Below are 14,878 nucleotides of genomic sequence, written 5' to 3'. Positions count from 1 at the left end.
GGCGCTGAGGAGATCGGTGCCGGAAGGCCGGCTACTGGGCCGGTCCGATCACGGGGCCTGGCCGGTAGGCGGCGATGCGGGCGACGGTGTCGGTGCTGATCTTGTGCCAACCGGGGTCGAGCCACACGGTCTCACCGCTGAACGCGTAGGTGAACACCACCTGGTACCGCAGCCCGTCCGGCACCCGGAACCCGTCCACGTCGACCTTCGCCGCCGCGTCACTGCTGGTCTGGGCGCCCAAGGTCCGAACCCCCTTGGACTCGCACGGCGCCGACTCCCACTCGCACCAGTCCAACGCGATGTCGACGGAGATGTCCAGGTCGTTCACGACGGTCCCGCAAATACCGAACTCGCAGGCACCCACATGCGCGCTGTCGGTCCAGTCGGCACTGGCGGCGATGGCACCGAAGGCGGTGAACACGACAGTGCCCACCGCCGCCAACACCGCCCGCCGTCTACCCATGCCCCACAGTCTCCCAGAGCCCTCCCACCCCCAGAACTCCCACAACCCAGCCCTTCACGCTCCTGCCCTGCGGGCACAATCCCACGGCCAGGTTTCCGCGGACCCGCGTCCTCGCTCCAGCAGGCACAAGCCCACGGCCCGGCTCCCGCAGGCCTGAGTCCGCGACCCGGCCCGCCGGCACAAGCCCACGACCTAGCCCCCGCACCCCGAGCCCGCGGCCTGGCCCTCCACAGCCTGAGCCCACGGCCTGGCCCCCGCACCCTGAGCCCACGGCACGGCCCGCCCCCCCTCGCGGTCCGGTGCCTGCGCAGTCCCAGCCCCTCATGTCCTCAGCCTCAACCCCTTCGGTGTCGCCCGGAACCCGGCCTCCTGGAGCACCCCGGCCAACCGGGACCCCAGCGCGATCTCGCCGTCGGCCTTCTGCACGGCCAGCTGCCCCAGCCAGCCGTCGTGCACGGCCCGGCTCAGTGAGCGCGCGGCGACCCGCAGCACCTCCTCGTCCTCGGTGAACGACAGCAGCGAACGCCCGCCGCGCTCCACGTACAGCACGGCCACCCCGTCCACCAGCACCGTCAACGCCCCGGCCTTGCGGGCGGGTCGGTGTTTGCCCTCGCCGACGAGGTCGGGCCAGTCCAGGGCGGCGCCGTAGGGCTGGGCGGGGTCGGCGGCGGCGAGCACGACCGACTCCGGAGTGCCCAGGTGGTCCTGGCCCGGTGGCCTGGACAGCGCGCGGAGCCGGTCGACCGCGCCGCGCGCGGCGAACTGCGCGGCACCGAGCCCTTCGACCACGTATCCGCGGACCACCTGCCCGGACTCCTCCATCGCCCGAAGTACCCGGTACACCCCGCTGAACCCGCCGGTCACCCGCTCGGTGTCCAGCGCGCCCCTGGTCAGGACGCCGTGCCGCTCCAGGAATGCCTCCGCCCTGGCGTGCGCTCGACGAGTCGGGTCGGACGCGGGCACGACGGCGAGCGACCACCGGCCCGCGACGGTCGGCGGTCCGCTGCGGCTGGGCATGTCCGGCCGCCCGGCCCGCATCCGGGCGTAGCGGCCGCGCGGTGCCGTGCGCCGGGGCTTGTGCGCGGCGCTCTTGCCGGACACCAGCGCCCGCAACGGCGCCAGCGTGTCGTTCGTGACCAGCCCCGCCCAGACCAGGTCCCACAGCGCGCCGACCACCTCGGAGTCCGTCGTCGGCCCCTGCAACGACACCCGGTCGACCAGTTGCCGGAAGAACAGCGCGCCACCGGCCAGCGCCTCGACCACCGCCAGGTGCAGCGGCGACTCCGGGGCCGCCTCCGGCACCAGGTCGGGCAGCAGCAGGTCGGCCACGTCCGTCGGCGCCAGCGCGATCCACCCGTCGCCACCGGCCAGCGAACCGCACCCGGTCCACGTCACCTCGCCCGACGCCGTCAGCTCGTCGAGCAGCGCGGGGGAGTAGCCGGGCAGCCGCGCGGGCAGCAGCAACGACTCCAGCGCGCTCGCGGGCAGCGGAGCGCCCGCCAGCTGCTCCACCACCGACAGCACGTCGTCCACCGACGGCCCGGACCGCGGCTTCCGGCCCACGCCGTGCCAGCTCGGCAGGAACCGGCCCAGCGCCGCGGGCTCCACCGGTTCCACCTCAGCCCGCAGCCGCGCCAGCGACGCCCGCCGCAGCCTGCGCAGCACCTCGGCGTCGCAGTACTCGGTGTGCGTGCCACCCGGCCGCAGCTCGCCGCGCACCAGCCGACCCGTCCCGGACATCCGGTCCAGCACCCCGGTCACCACCGCGATCCCCAGCCCGAACCTGGCCGCCGCCTCCACGGCCGGGAACGGGCCGTGCGTGCGGGCGTACCGGCCGAGCAGGTCGCCGACCGGGTCGGCCACCGGCTCGGTGAACACCTCCGGCACCCCCACCGGCAGCGCCACCCCCAGCGCGTCCCGGTAGCGACCGGCGTCCTCGATCGCGATCACCCGCTCCTGCCCCGCGATCCGGATGCGGATCGCCCGCCGCTGCTCCACCAGCTCGGTGAACCACTCCGGCCGGATCCCGCGCTGCGAGCCCTCGGCCTCGGTGAGGTCGCCGAGGAACCGCAGCAGGTCCGCCGCGTCCTCGGCGTGCCGCGCGTGCCGGTCCTCGACCAGCCGTTGCAGGCTGCGCTCGACCTCCTCGACCACCTCCGGGTCGAGCAGCTCGCGGATCGCCTCCGACCCGAGCAGTTCCGCCAGCAGCGTCGAGTCCAGCGACAGCGCCGCCGCCCGCCGCTCGGCCAGCGGGGTGTCCGTCTCGTACAGGAACATGCCGACGTAGCCGAACAGCAGGCTCCGCGCGAACGGGGACGGCGTCGGCGTCTCCACCTCCACCACCCGCACCCGGCGGGCCCGCACGTCACCCATCAGCTCGCGCAGCCCCGGCACGTCGTACACGTCCTGGAGGCATTCACGCATGGCCTCCAGCACCACCGGGAAGCTCTCGTACTTCGCCGCCACCGACAGCAGCTGCGCCGCCCGCTGCCGCTGCTGCCACAACGGCGACCGCTTGCGCGGGTCGCGCCGGGGGAGCAGCAGCGACCGGGCCGCGCACTCCCGGAACCGCGCGGCGAACAGCGCCGACCCGCCGACCTCGGCGACGACGATCTGCTCGACCTCCTCCGGGTCCAGCAGCACGTCCTCCGCGCCCACCACCACGTCCGCGCCGTCCAGGTCGACCGCGTCGGGCAGCCGCACCACGATGCCGTCGTCGGAGTGCGCCGCCTGCACCTCCACACCCCGCCGCTCCCGCAGCCTGGCCGCGATCGCCAATGCCCACGGCGCGTTGACCTGCGCCCCGAACGGCGAGTGCACGACCAGCCGCCAGTCGCCCAGCTCGTCGCGGAACCGCTCGACGAGGATCACCCGGTCGTTCGGCACGTGCCGGGTGGCCTCGCGCTGCTCGGTCAGGTAGCTCGCCAGGTTGCTCGCCGCCCACGCGTCCAGCCCGGCGTCGGCCGCCCGCACGGCCGCGTGCGGGGCGTCCGCCGTGGACATCTCCCGCAGGAACTTCCCCAACGCGCGCCCGAGCTCCAGCGGCCTGCCCGGCGCGTCGCCCTTCCAGAACGGCATCCGCGCGGGCTGCCCCGGCGCGGGCACCACGACCACCCGGTCGTGCGTGATGTCCTGCACCCGCCACGCGGACGTGCCCAGCAGGAACGTGTCGCCCACCCGCGACTCGTAGACCATCTCCTCGTCCAGCTCGCCGACCCGCGACCCCGGCCGACTCTCCGCGGCCGGTGTCATCACCGCGAACATGCCCCGGTCCGGGATCGTGCCGCCCGACGTCACCGCCAGCCGCTGCGCGCCCGGCCTGCCGCGCAGCTCACCGGTGACCCGGTCCCAGGTGATCCGCGGCCGCAGCTCGCCGAACTCCTCGCTCGGGTACCGGCCCGCCAGCATGTCCAGCACCGCGATCAGCGCCGACTCCGGCAGCGCCGCGAACGGCGCGGCCTTGCGCACCAGCCCGGCCAGCGCCTCCACCGTCCACGTCTCCAGCGCCACCATCGCCACGACGTGCTGCGCCAGCACGTCCAACGGGTTGCGCGGGTACCGGACGGCCTCGATCGCGCCGTCGCGCATCCGCTCCGCGACGACCGCGCACGACACCAGGTCGCCGCGGAACTTCGGGAACATCACCCCGCGCGACACCGCCCCCACCTGGTGACCCGCCCGGCCGACCCGCTGCATGCCGGACGCCACCGTCGGCGGCGCCTCGACCTGGACCACCAGGTCGACCGCCCCCATGTCGATGCCCAGCTCCAACGACGACGTCGCCACCACGCACGGCAGCCGCCCGGACTTCAGCTCCTCCTCGACCACCGTCCGCTGCTCGCGCGCCATCGACCCGTGGTGCGCGCGCGCGACGACCGGGGCCGTCTGCGTGGTGAGCCCGGACTGCCCGATCGCCTCCGCGGGGAAGGTCTCGAGCGCCACGGCCTCCTCGGCCAGCTCGTTGAGCCGCGCGGTCAGCTTCTCCGCGAGCCGCCGGGAGTTCGCGAACACGATCGTCGAGCGGTGCTCCCGGACCAGGTCCAGGATCCGCTGCTCCACGGCGGGCCAGATCGACGCCTTCTGCTCGGCCCCCGCCGCCGAGCCCGACACCTCGCCGGTCGGCTGCCCGAGGACCGACATGTCCTCCACCGGCACCTCGACCCGCACCTCGATGGTCTTGGCGGTCTTCGGCTGCACCACTCGCACCGGGCGCCCGCCGGCGAGGAACGAGCAGACCTCCTCGACCGGCCGCACCGTCGCGGACAGCCCGATCCGCTGCGCCGGCTTCTCGAGCAGCGCGTCCAGCCGTTCCAGCGACAGCGCCAGGTGCCCGCCGCGCTTGGTCCCCGCGACCGCGTGCACCTCGTCCAGGATCACCGTCCGCACACCCCGCAGCGACTCGCGCGCGGCCGAGGTGAGGATCAGGAACAACGACTCCGGCGTGGTCACCAGCACGTCCGGCGGCGTCCGCATGAACGCCCGCCGCTCGTCCGCGGGCGTGTCGCCGGTCCGCATGCCGACCGCGATCGACGGCTCCGGCAGCCCCAACCGGTGCGCGGCCTGCCGGATGCCCGTCAACGGCGCCCGCAGGTTGCGCTCCACGTCGACCGCCAGCGCCTTCAACGGCGAGATGTAGAGGACCCGGCACCGCAGCTTCGGGTCCTCGGGCGCGGGGGTCGACGCCAGCTGGTCGAGCGACCACAGGAACGCCGACAGCGTCTTGCCCGACCCGGTCGGCGCGACGACCAGCGTGTGCTCGCCCGCGGCCGCGGCCCGCCACGCCCCCGCCTGGGCGTCCGTGGGTGCGGCGAAGGCCCCGGCGAACCACTGCCGGGTCGCGGGTGAGAAGGCCTCCAGCGCGTCCATGCCCCCATCCTGACCGAGAGCACCGACATTTTCCGGTCGCGGCTGCTCAGCACCGGTGGCGAGGTCCCCCGGAAGTGTCGGCGTCCGCGACGAGAACTTGCCGGCGGTGAGGCCTTCCAGCACCTGTCGGGACGCCCTCGTGGCCCGGTTCGGCGCACGGTGACCTCGTACGACTCAATCCGGTCAACCGCCGACCACGGCCGGTGCCCGACGTGGCACCATCAAGCCGGTCCACCGACTAAGGGGAGAACGTGCGCGTCCTGTCCGTTGACCTGGGTACTTCCAACACGGTGGCGGTGCTCTCCGCGCACGGCCGCCCGCCCAGGGTGGTCGAGGTGGACGGCTCGTCGGCGATGCCGTCCGCGGTCTACTGCGAGGAGGACGGCTCCCTCGTCGTCGGCCGCGACGCCGAGCGCCGCGCCCGGCTCGACCCGTCGCGCTACGAGCCGAACCCGAAACGCCGCATCGCCGAGGGGATGCTGCGCCTGGGCGGCACCGTCGTGCCGGTCACCGACGCGCTGGCCGCCGTGCTCGGCCGCGTGCTGGAGGAGACCGCCCGCCAGCTCAACGGCGCCCAGCTCGACGAGATCCGGCTGACCCACCCGGCGCAGTGGGGTCCGAGCCGCCGCAACGTGCTGGTCTCCGCCGCCCGGCTGGCCGGGGTGACCGCCGAGATCGTGCTGGTGCCGGAACCCGTGGCCGCCGCGGCGCACTACGCGCTGGCGATCGAGCGCGACTTCGTCACCGGGCAGGCGCTGGCCGTCTACGACCTGGGCGCGGGCACGTTCGACGTGGCCATCGTCGGCGTGACCCGGCACGGCTTCGAGGTGCTCGCCAACGACGGCCTGCCCGACCTCGGCGGCCTCGACGTCGACCAGGCCCTGCTGGAGCACGTCGGCCGCCAGGTCTCGCACAGCGACCCCGGCCACTGGCAGCGGCTGATGCGGCCGGACTCGACCGCGGACCGCCGCGCCCGCCGCGCCATGCTCGACGACGTCCGCTCGGCCAAGGAGGCGCTGTCGCGGCACCTCCGGACCGAGGTGCCGATGCCGCCGCCGTTCGTCGACGTGGCCGTCACCCGCGCGGACATGGAGGCGCTGGTCCGGCCGCGCCTGCTGCGCAGCGCCGAGCTGCTGGCCTCCACGATCGCGTCCACCGGCATGTCCGCCGACCAGCTCGCGGGCATCTACCTGGTCGGCGGCTCCAGCCGGATCCCGCTGATCAGCGCCATGATCACCGAGCAGGTCCGGGTCGCGCCCACCAGCCTCGACCAGCCGGAGACGGCCGTCGCGCTCGGCGCGCACCACGTGCCCAAGGAGGGCATCCACCTCCGCGAGACCGACGACGAGCCGTCGACCGTGACGCTGTCCAACAGCGAGGTGCCCACGGTCGTGACGGAACCCGTCGACGACGGCGACTACCCGACCCAGAACATGCCCGCCACCGGTGGTTTCCCGGCGCAGAACATGCCCACCACCGGCGGGTTCCCGGCGCAGAGCGGCCCGCTGCCTGCGAACCCCGCGCTGAGCGGCCCGTACCCGGTCAACCCCGCGCTCAGCGGCCCCTACCCGGTGAACCCGGCGCTCAGCGGTCCCCATCCGATGAACCCGGCGCTGAGCGGCCCGTACCCGGTCCACAGCGGCCCCCACCCCGTGCACACCGGCTCGCACCAGGTGCAGAGCGGTCCCCACCAGGTCAACCCCACGACCACCGGCGGCCACCCGGTGACCGCGCCGTACTCGGTGAACACGTCCTTCTCGGTCAACTCCCCGTACCCGACGACCGGGCCGCAGGAGTTCAACTTCCCCAGCACCGTCACCGCCAAGCCCGCCAAGAAGCAGCCCAACCGCAAGGTGCTGCTGGCCGCGGGCGGCGCGGTCGTGCTGGTGCTGGGTGTCGTCGGCGGGATCTTCGCGCTGAGCGGCCCGGACGTCCCGAACGCGCAGGAGTGCAAGACCGACACCGCGACCGACGACAAGGGCTTCACCAAGTGCCTGCGCCAGCTCGCGGGCGTCGTGCCGGACGGCAGCACCTGCAAGACCGGCGGCGCGGCGGGCGTGTCCGGCGTCAACGCGATCAAGGGCAGCGTCGTCAGCTGCGAGCTGGCCGACGACTACGCCGTCCAGTACGTCCTCACCGACACGGTCACCGGTGCCCAGCAGGGTGCCGACGCCGTCGTGCAGTCGCTGCGGGCCGACGTGGTCGAGGCGCAGTGGGCGGGCAACGGCCTGGAGGGCAAGTACCGGTCGTCCGCCGACGGCGGCGTGGGGCTGCTCGCGTTCACCGCGACGGACCGGCCGCTGCTGGGCATCGTCACCAAGACGGGTGACGAGAAGCTGACCGCGGACGAGATCGCGACCTACTTCGAGCAGCACATCCAGCCCGGTACCTGACCCGGACGGCCCTGGTAGCGGGGGTCGCGGCCGTGTCACCATCGTGATCATGAAGACCGCCGCGCCCGAGGTCGAGCACGTGCAGCGCAAGGTGCTCCGCGTGCTCACGACCACCCAGGTCCTGGGTGCCGCGGGCGTGACGATCGGGCTGGCCTTCAGCACGCTGGTCGCCGCGGCGCTGGCGGAGTCCGACGCGGTCGGCGGCCTCGCCCAGACCAGCGCCGTCGTCGGCGCGGCGCTGCTGGCGCTGCCGGCGGCCCGCCTGGCGCAACGCCGGGGCAGGCGCCCGGCGCTCATGCTCGGCTACGGCGTCGGCGCGCTCGGGGCGGTGGTCGCGGCGCTCGCCGTCGCGCTCGGGTGGTGGCAGCTGCTGCTGCCCGCGCTCGTGCTGTTCGGCGGCGCGTCCAGCGCGAACCTCGCCGCCCGCTACGCCGCCACCGACCTCGCGCACCCGCACCGGCGCGCGCGCTCGGTGGGGATCGTGGTGTGGGCGGCGACCATCGGCGCGGTCGCCGGACCCAACCTCGCCGATCCCGCCGGACGGCTCGCCACGACCGTCGGACTGCCCGTCGGCTCGGGGCCGTTCCTGCTGGCCGCCGTCGTGTTCGGGCTGGCGGCGCTGGTGATCGGAGTGTTCCTGCGGCCGGACCCGCTGGTCGTCGTCCGCCGGGCCGAACCGGAGCCGGTCGTCCCCGCCCACTGCGCGGGCGGTCAGGCGCCGACCAGGGGCAGTGCCGCGGTGTGGCGGTCGCTGCGGTCGAGCGCGAAGCTCGCCCTCGTCACCATCGCGCTGTGCCACACCGCGATGGTCGGCCTGATGTCGATGACCCCGGTGCACATGAACCACGCGGGTTCCTCGCTGCGGGTGGTCGGAGTGGTGATCAGCCTGCACGTCGCCGCCATGTACGGCGCCAGCCCGCTGTTCGGCTGGATGGCCGACCGCCTCGGCCGGGTCCCGGTGCTGGCCATCGGCGCCGCGCTGCTGGTCGCGGCCTCCGGCATCACGGGCATGGCGCCCTCGGAGAACGCGCCGCAGCTCGCCGCGGGCCTCACCCTGCTGGGCTTCGGCTGGTCGGCGGGGCTGGTGTCCGGGTCCGCGCTGCTCACCGAGTCCGTCGCCGTGCCCGACCGGCCCGCGGCCCAGGGCCTGTCGGACCTCTGCATGAACGTCGGCGGCGCGATCGGCGGCGTCACGGCGGGCCTGGTGGTCACCGCGTGGTCGTTCGCGGCGCTCGGCCTGATCGTCGGGTTCCTGGCGCTGCCGCTGCTCGCGGTGTGCGTCGTCAGCACCCTGCGCCGACCGGCCTGATCACTTCCGGCGGTTGCCCCACCAGAAGCGCAGCCCCACGACCACGACGACCAGGAGCATGGCGACCATCGCGACCTGGCCGACCGGGGACGACAGACCGGTGGGGTCTTCCTGGAGCAGCGGCACCCCCTGAGGTTAGCCTGGACCCGATGCGCATCACGGTGTTCCGGAAGTTGATGACCGGGGAGTTCGGCCCGGTCCGCGGTGAGATGGTGGCCCAGGACCACGTGCTGTCCGCGCTCGGCGGACTCACACCCGACGAGGCCCTTGAGGCCGGCGTTCCCCCGAAAGAGATCTGGCTCGCGGTGTGCGACGCGTTCGACGTTCCCGAGCAGCGGAGATGACCGGGCGTGTCCCCGCTGCACTCGAACACGTGTTCGGCTACGATCCCGTCCTGACCGGCTGGTCGATCCGCTCGTCGTCCGGCCTTCGCGAAAATTGTCGGACCCTCCCCGTAGCGTCGGCTCCGACATGAAAAAGCGATCCGAAACAACCCGAGGTGGACACCAGATGGCTCCCGCAGCACCCGACAGGGACAAGGCCCTAGAGCTGGCACTTGCCCAGATCGACAAGCAGTTCGGCAAGGGCTCGGTCATGCGTCTCGGCGAAGAGGGCCGCGCCCCGATCGCCGTGATCCCGACCGGCGCGATCGCGCTGGACGTCGCGCTCGGCATCGGCGGCCTGCCCCGCGGCCGCGTGGTCGAGATCTACGGCCCGGAGTCCTCCGGTAAGACGACGGTGGCGCTGCACGCGGTCGCGAACGCCCAGAAGGCCGGTGGCATCGCGGCGTTCATCGACGCGGAGCACGCCCTCGACCCGGACTACGCGAAGAAGCTCGGCGTCGACACCGACGCGCTCCTGGTCTCCCAGCCCGACACCGGTGAGCAGGCGCTCGAGATCGCGGACATGCTGATCCGCTCCGGCGCCCTCGACATCCTCGTCATCGACTCGGTGGCCGCGCTCGTGCCCCGCGCCGAGATCGAGGGCGAGATGGGCGACAACCACGTCGGCCTCCAGGCCCGGCTGATGAGCCAGGCGCTCCGCAAGATCACCGGTGCGCTCAGCAACTCCGGCACGACCGCGATCTTCATCAACCAGCTGCGCGAGAAGATCGGCGTCATGTTCGGCACGCCGGAGACCACGACCGGTGGCAAGGCGCTGAAGTTCTACGCGTCCGTCCGCCTGGACGTCCGCCGCATCGAGACCCTGAAGGACGGCGGCGAGCCCGTCGGCAACCGCACCAGGGTCAAGGTCGTGAAGAACAAGGTGGCCCCGCCGTTCAAGCAGGCCGAGTTCGACATCCTCTACGGCAAGGGCATCAGCCGCGAGGGCTCGCTGATCGACATGGGTGTCGACCAGGGCATCCTGCGCAAGTCCGGCGCCTGGTACACCTACGAGGGCGACCAGCTGGGGCAGGGCAAGGAGAACGCCCGCAAGTTCCTGCTGGAGAACCCGGACGTCGCCAACGAGGTCGAGAAGCGGATCAAGGACAAGCTCGGCATCGGCGCCACGCTCGACGCCGAGGTCACCGCGGCACCGACCCCGGTCGACTTCTGAGCTGAACCATGACGTATCGAGGTGGCAGGGGTCGTGGTCGACGAGCCGGGTTCGGCTCGGACGAGGAGGGCCACGACCTCCCACCCCCTGATCCGGTCGAGGAGCAGAAGCGGGCCAAGGAGATCTGCTTCACGCAACTCGCCGCACAACCGCGTACCAGGCTCGAGCTGAAGAACGCGATGCTGCGCAAGGGGATCGCCGAGGAACTTGCCGAGTTGGTGCTCGGCAAGTTCGACAAGGCCGGTCTGATCGACGACGCGGCGTTCGCCGAGATCTGGGTGCGGTCGAGGCACACCTACAACGGGCTCGGTCGCCGGGCGTTGGCGATGGAGCTGCGGCGCAAGGGCGTGGCGGACGAGCTGGTCGCCGAGGCCGTGTCCGCCGTGGACGACGAGGCGGAGCAGGACCGGGCTCGGGAGCTGGTGCGCAAGAAGCTCCGCGGGATGGCCGGGGTGGACGAGGCCGCGAAGATCCGCCGGTTGGTGGGGGCGTTGGCCCGCAAGGGGTACGCGGGCGGGATGGCCTACCAGGTGGTGCGCGAGGAGCTGCGTTCGGCGGGTGGGGACGCGTCCTTGTTGGACGACGCTCTTCCGGAGTGAAGGCGGCTGCGTCCGGGGTGTCGTGATCCGGGTCTCGAGTCGCGGCCGCGGTGGGAGCGGGCTTGGGTGATCCTGGCGTGCGGTCGTTTCCCTGGCGGGTCCCGGCCGGCGTCGTGTTCGCGCCCATGCCGACGTCCGGCACGTCGTAGCCGTTGTCCGTCAACAGGTCCTGGTCGTCGGTCGGGCACTGGCGGTCGGCAGCGGCGAGGCCTACCGCAGGGGTGGTGGTCGGTCGGTCGTTAGGCTTTCGCGTCTGCGGTGAACCGTGCCGTGGAACGAAAAGGGGGATGAATGGTGAAGACCGCTGACCTGCTGACGCCGCCCGCGCGTCGGGACGTCAAGACGATGACCTCGCGGCTCGCCGAGCTCAAGGCGGGCCACCACGTGAGTGCGACGATCCGGTACGAGAAGTACGGGGTGTTCCGCGTCGAGGGCCAGGCGTCCTGGTCGGACTGCGTGAAGAACTACCTCGTGGGCGGCGTGACCATCGAGTCGGGTCTCAAGCCGGACAAGGGACTTCTGGCGCTGGCCGTCGGCGGGGACGACGTGGTGTCGATCGGGGAGGCCGTCTCCGCGAACCACGACGAGTACGAGTCGGTGCGGGAGCTGATCGACAGCGTCGGTCACGGCGATGTGGTGCGGGCGACGTTCGAGCAGAAGCCGTACGGGCAGTTCACCGTCACGGGGATCGCCGTGCAGACGGCGGACCGGGCTGTCACCGCGGTCGGGTCGTTGTTCCTGCGGCGCGCGATCCACCTCGAGGTGCTGGGTACCGCCGCCGAGTTCAACCTGGCCACGCCGAAGACCCTGGTCTGGGACGTGGACTCCGCCGGGGTCGCCTGAACTCAGGGAAACGTCCGGCGTTATCCGATGGCCCCTCGCGGCCCGGTCGGCTACAAAGGCGCCATGTTGCGCAAGTACCCCCGGACCCGCCACCTCGAAGGGTCTCGTCGCCAGCCCGGCGACGAGGACCTGGACTCGGTGGCGTTCTCGGCGGTCGCGGGGTGCCACCTCGTGGTCGAGGAGAAGCTGGACGGGGCGAACGCGGGGATCAGCTTCGACACCGACGGGTCGTTGTTGCTGCAGAGTCGCGGGCACTTCCTGACCGGCGGGCCTCGCGAACGGCAGTTCGCGCGGTTGAAGGCCTGGGCGGCGGGGGTACGGCCGGTGCTGTGGGAGCGGCTGGGCACGCGGTACGTGCTGTACGGGGAATGGTTGTACGCCAAGCACACCGTGTTCTACGACGCGCTGCCGCACTTCTTCTGCGAGTTCGACGTCCTCGACCGGGAGACGGGAGCGTTCCTCTCCACACCGGCGCGGGCGCGGCTGCTGGAAGGCACGTCGGTGGTGTCGGTCCCGGTGCTGCACTCCGGCCCGTTGTCGGACCTGGCGTCGCTCACCGCACTGCTGGGCCCGTCGACCTGCCGGACCCCGCGGTGGCGCGACGCGTTGGCGGAAACGGCTGTCGACGCCGGGCTCGACCCGGCTCAGGTGGCGGCCGAGACCGACCGGGACGACCACATGGAAGGGCTGTACATCAAGGTCGAGGTCGGTGACGAGACCGTCGACCGCTACAAGTGGGTGCGGCCCGGCTTCCTCACCGCCGTGCTGGACTCGGGCAGCCACTGGGCGTCGCGGCCGATCCTGCCGAACCGGTTGGGGGAGGCCGCCCGTGGAGGTCTTTGAGCGACTGTGCCCGGTCGGTCCGGAGTGGACGGTCCGGTGGGACCGGGTCGAGGCGGCGTTCGAGTGGGTCCGGCGGTTGCGCGGAGTCGTCCAGGACCCGGTGCACCACGCCGAAGGCGACGTCGCCACGCACACGCGGATGGCGTGCGAGGCGCTGGCCGCGTTGCCGGAGTGGCGGGCCCGGCCGCCGCACGAACGGGTGCTGTTGTTCGCGGCGGTGCTGCTGCACGACTCCGCGAAGCCGTTCCGGACGCAGGTCGACGAGCACGGGCGGGTGACCGCGCACGGCCACTCGCGGCACGGTGATCTGTTGGCCCGGCGGATCCTGTGGGAGCTCGGGGCGCCGCCCGCGTGGCGGGAGCACGTCGCCGCGCTCGTCCACCACCACCAGGTTCCGTTCTGGGCATTGGAACGGGCGGATCTGGAGCGCATCGTGTTCCGGGTCAGCCTGCTCGCCCGCAACGACGACCTGGCGATCCTGGCCACCGCGGACATCCTCGGCCGGGTGTGCGGTGACGCCGAGGGCATCGTGGAGAACATCGCGCTGTTCCGCGAGTACTGCCGCGAGCTGGACTGCCTCGACCGGCCCCGCATCTTCCCGTCGGCGCACGCGCGCTTCCAGTACTTCCGCACACCCGGCCGCGACCCCTCCTACGCCGCCTACGACGACACGCGCGTGGACGTGACCGTCCTGTCCGGGCTGCCCGGCGTCGGCAAGGACCACTGGATCGCCGAGCACCGCGCGGGATGGCCGGTGGTGAGCCTGGACGCGGTCCGGGCGCGCCGGGGCATCGGTCCCGGAGGCGACCAGCGGGCCGTGGTCGCGGCGGCGTTCGACCAGGCGCGGGTCCACCTGCGGGCGGGGGAGCGGTTCGTGTGGAACGCGACGAACGTGTCGCGGCAGCTCCGGGAACGGTGCGTCGGGCTGGCCGCCGACTACCGCGCACGGGTCACGCTGGTCGGGCTCGAAGCCCCGCCGGACGTGCTGCGGGCCCGCAACCGGGCACGAGCCGAACCGGTGCCCGCCGCCGTCGTGGAACGGCTGATCGCCAAGTGGGAGGCGCCCGATCCGACCGAGGCGCACGAGGTCCGGTGGGTCGACACCGGGCGTTAGGGTGCTCGCCGTGGAGATCAAGCACGTCGTCTGGGACTGGAACGGCACCCTGCTCGCCGACAACGACGCCGTCCTGTCGGCCGTCAACGCGGTGTGCGCGGGGTTCGGCCGCACGGCGATCACGCTGGAGCACTGGCGTTCGACGTTCAGCAGGCCGTTGCAGCAGTGCTACGAGCAGCTGCTCGCCCAGGAGCTGGACGCGGCGGCGTGGTCGCGCATCGACGCGATCTACCACGACCACTACCGCGACCTGCTGTCGCTCTGCACGCTCGCGGACGGCGTGCCGGAGCACCTGCACGCGTGGGGCGACCTCGGCCGCACCCAGTCGTTGCTGTCGATGTGGTACCACCACGAGCTGGTCGCGCTGGTCGAGGAGTTCCGGCTGACCGGGCTGTTCACCAGGATCGACGGGCTGCGCGAGGGCGTGGTGGGCGGCGGGTCCAAGGCCGCGCACCTCGCCGAGCACCTGGCCGCCCAGGACCTCGACCCGGCCGACGTCGTGCTGATCGGCGACGTCGTGGACGACGCCGAGGCCGCCGCGCACGTCGGGGCGAGCTGCGTGCTCGTCACCACCGGCGTGATGAGCCGCGCCAAGCTCGAAGCCGCCGGTGTGCCCGTGGCCGACTCGATCAGCGAGGCGCTGCACCTGGTCCGCTAGCACGCCACGAAGGGGTCCCCCGGTCCGGTGGGCCCCCCGACTGCGAACCTACAGCGGGGTACCGACATTTTTCCGCTCCCGGCTCCCGGCTCCCGGCTCCTGGCTCCTGGCTCCTGGCTCCCGGCTCCTGGCTCTAGGTGTAGTGATTTGTGACGTTGTTGACGGTTAGGCGGCCAGTCGGCTGATCGGTGGTCGACCACCGAGGGCGCTGTGGGCCCGTCGGGTGTTGTAGT

At 72.8% G+C, this 14,878-nt stretch carries 12 protein-coding genes; 9 read left to right on the top strand and 3 right to left on the bottom strand.

Translation table 11 applies throughout. The features are described from left to right. Positions 1–31 precede the first annotated feature (31 nt). Positions 32–463: a hypothetical protein gene (locus CLV43_RS41025; RefSeq protein WP_146175111.1), complete on the bottom strand. Its 432-nt coding sequence runs from the start codon at positions 461–463 to the stop codon at positions 32–34. Between the two features lie 321 nt (positions 464–784). Continuing rightward, entirely contained in the window at positions 785–5,329 is a 4,545-nt protein-coding gene (locus CLV43_RS41020; protein ID WP_106195406.1) for an ATP-dependent helicase, read from the bottom strand. 251 nt (positions 5,330–5,580) lie between these two features. On the opposite strand from CLV43_RS41020, the gene CLV43_RS41015 reads away from it, so the two are divergent. Then, positions 5,581–7,722, top strand: a complete 2,142-nt coding sequence (locus tag CLV43_RS41015) for an Hsp70 family protein (protein ID WP_106195404.1) — start codon at positions 5,581–5,583, stop codon at positions 7,720–7,722. Between the two features lie 49 nt (positions 7,723–7,771). After that, the gene (locus tag CLV43_RS41010) at positions 7,772–9,031 is read left to right on the top strand and encodes an MFS transporter (RefSeq protein ID WP_170156239.1); all 1,260 of its coding nucleotides are present in this window, start codon (positions 7,772–7,774) and stop codon (positions 9,029–9,031) included. On the opposite strand, the gene CLV43_RS50265 is transcribed toward CLV43_RS41010, so the two are convergent. Beyond that, entirely contained in the window at positions 9,032–9,157 is a 126-nt protein-coding gene (locus tag CLV43_RS50265; RefSeq protein ID WP_281262204.1) for a hypothetical protein, read from the bottom strand. A gap of 23 nt (positions 9,158–9,180) precedes the next feature. Between CLV43_RS50265 and CLV43_RS41005 the strand changes: the two genes are divergently transcribed. The 7 genes from CLV43_RS41005 to CLV43_RS40975 all read left to right on the top strand — a co-directional run bounded on the left by CLV43_RS41005 (position 9,181) and on the right by CLV43_RS40975 (position 14,645). Further along, positions 9,181–9,375 (top strand): DUF3046 domain-containing protein, encoded by a 195-nt coding sequence (locus CLV43_RS41005; RefSeq protein ID WP_106195399.1) that lies wholly within the window; start codon positions 9,181–9,183, stop codon positions 9,373–9,375. A 166-nt stretch (positions 9,376–9,541) separates the two neighbouring features. Beyond that, complete coding sequence (gene recA, locus CLV43_RS41000; protein ID WP_106195396.1) at positions 9,542–10,588, top strand: recombinase RecA; 1,047 nt, start codon at positions 9,542–9,544, stop codon at positions 10,586–10,588. 8 nt (positions 10,589–10,596) lie between these two features. Next, on the top strand, positions 10,597–11,187 hold the full coding sequence (locus tag CLV43_RS40995) for a regulatory protein RecX (protein ID WP_106195394.1): 591 nt from the start codon (positions 10,597–10,599) through the stop codon (positions 11,185–11,187). Positions 11,188–11,478: 291 nt separating this feature from the next. Further along, positions 11,479–12,030 (top strand): hypothetical protein, encoded by a 552-nt coding sequence (locus tag CLV43_RS40990; protein WP_106195391.1) that lies wholly within the window; start codon positions 11,479–11,481, stop codon positions 12,028–12,030. Between the two features lie 63 nt (positions 12,031–12,093). Then, entirely contained in the window at positions 12,094–12,873 is a 780-nt protein-coding gene (locus CLV43_RS40985; protein ID WP_106195692.1) for an RNA ligase family protein, read from the top strand. Then, positions 12,860–13,987: an AAA family ATPase gene (locus tag CLV43_RS40980; protein ID WP_106195388.1), complete on the top strand. Its 1,128-nt coding sequence runs from the start codon at positions 12,860–12,862 to the stop codon at positions 13,985–13,987. Before CLV43_RS40985 ends, CLV43_RS40980 begins: the two co-directional genes overlap by 14 nt. 10 nt (positions 13,988–13,997) lie before the next feature. After that, positions 13,998–14,645, top strand: coding sequence for an HAD family hydrolase (locus CLV43_RS40975; protein ID WP_245887390.1), 648 nt, complete (start codon positions 13,998–14,000; stop codon positions 14,643–14,645). Positions 14,646–14,878: the final 233 nt, after the last annotated feature.

The organism is Umezawaea tangerina, from assembly GCF_003002815.1.
GTDB classification, from domain to species: domain Bacteria; phylum Actinomycetota; class Actinomycetes; order Mycobacteriales; family Pseudonocardiaceae; genus Umezawaea; species Umezawaea tangerina.
Note: the sequence above shows the minus strand (reverse complement) of the source record. Positions and strands in the feature narration are given on the sequence as shown.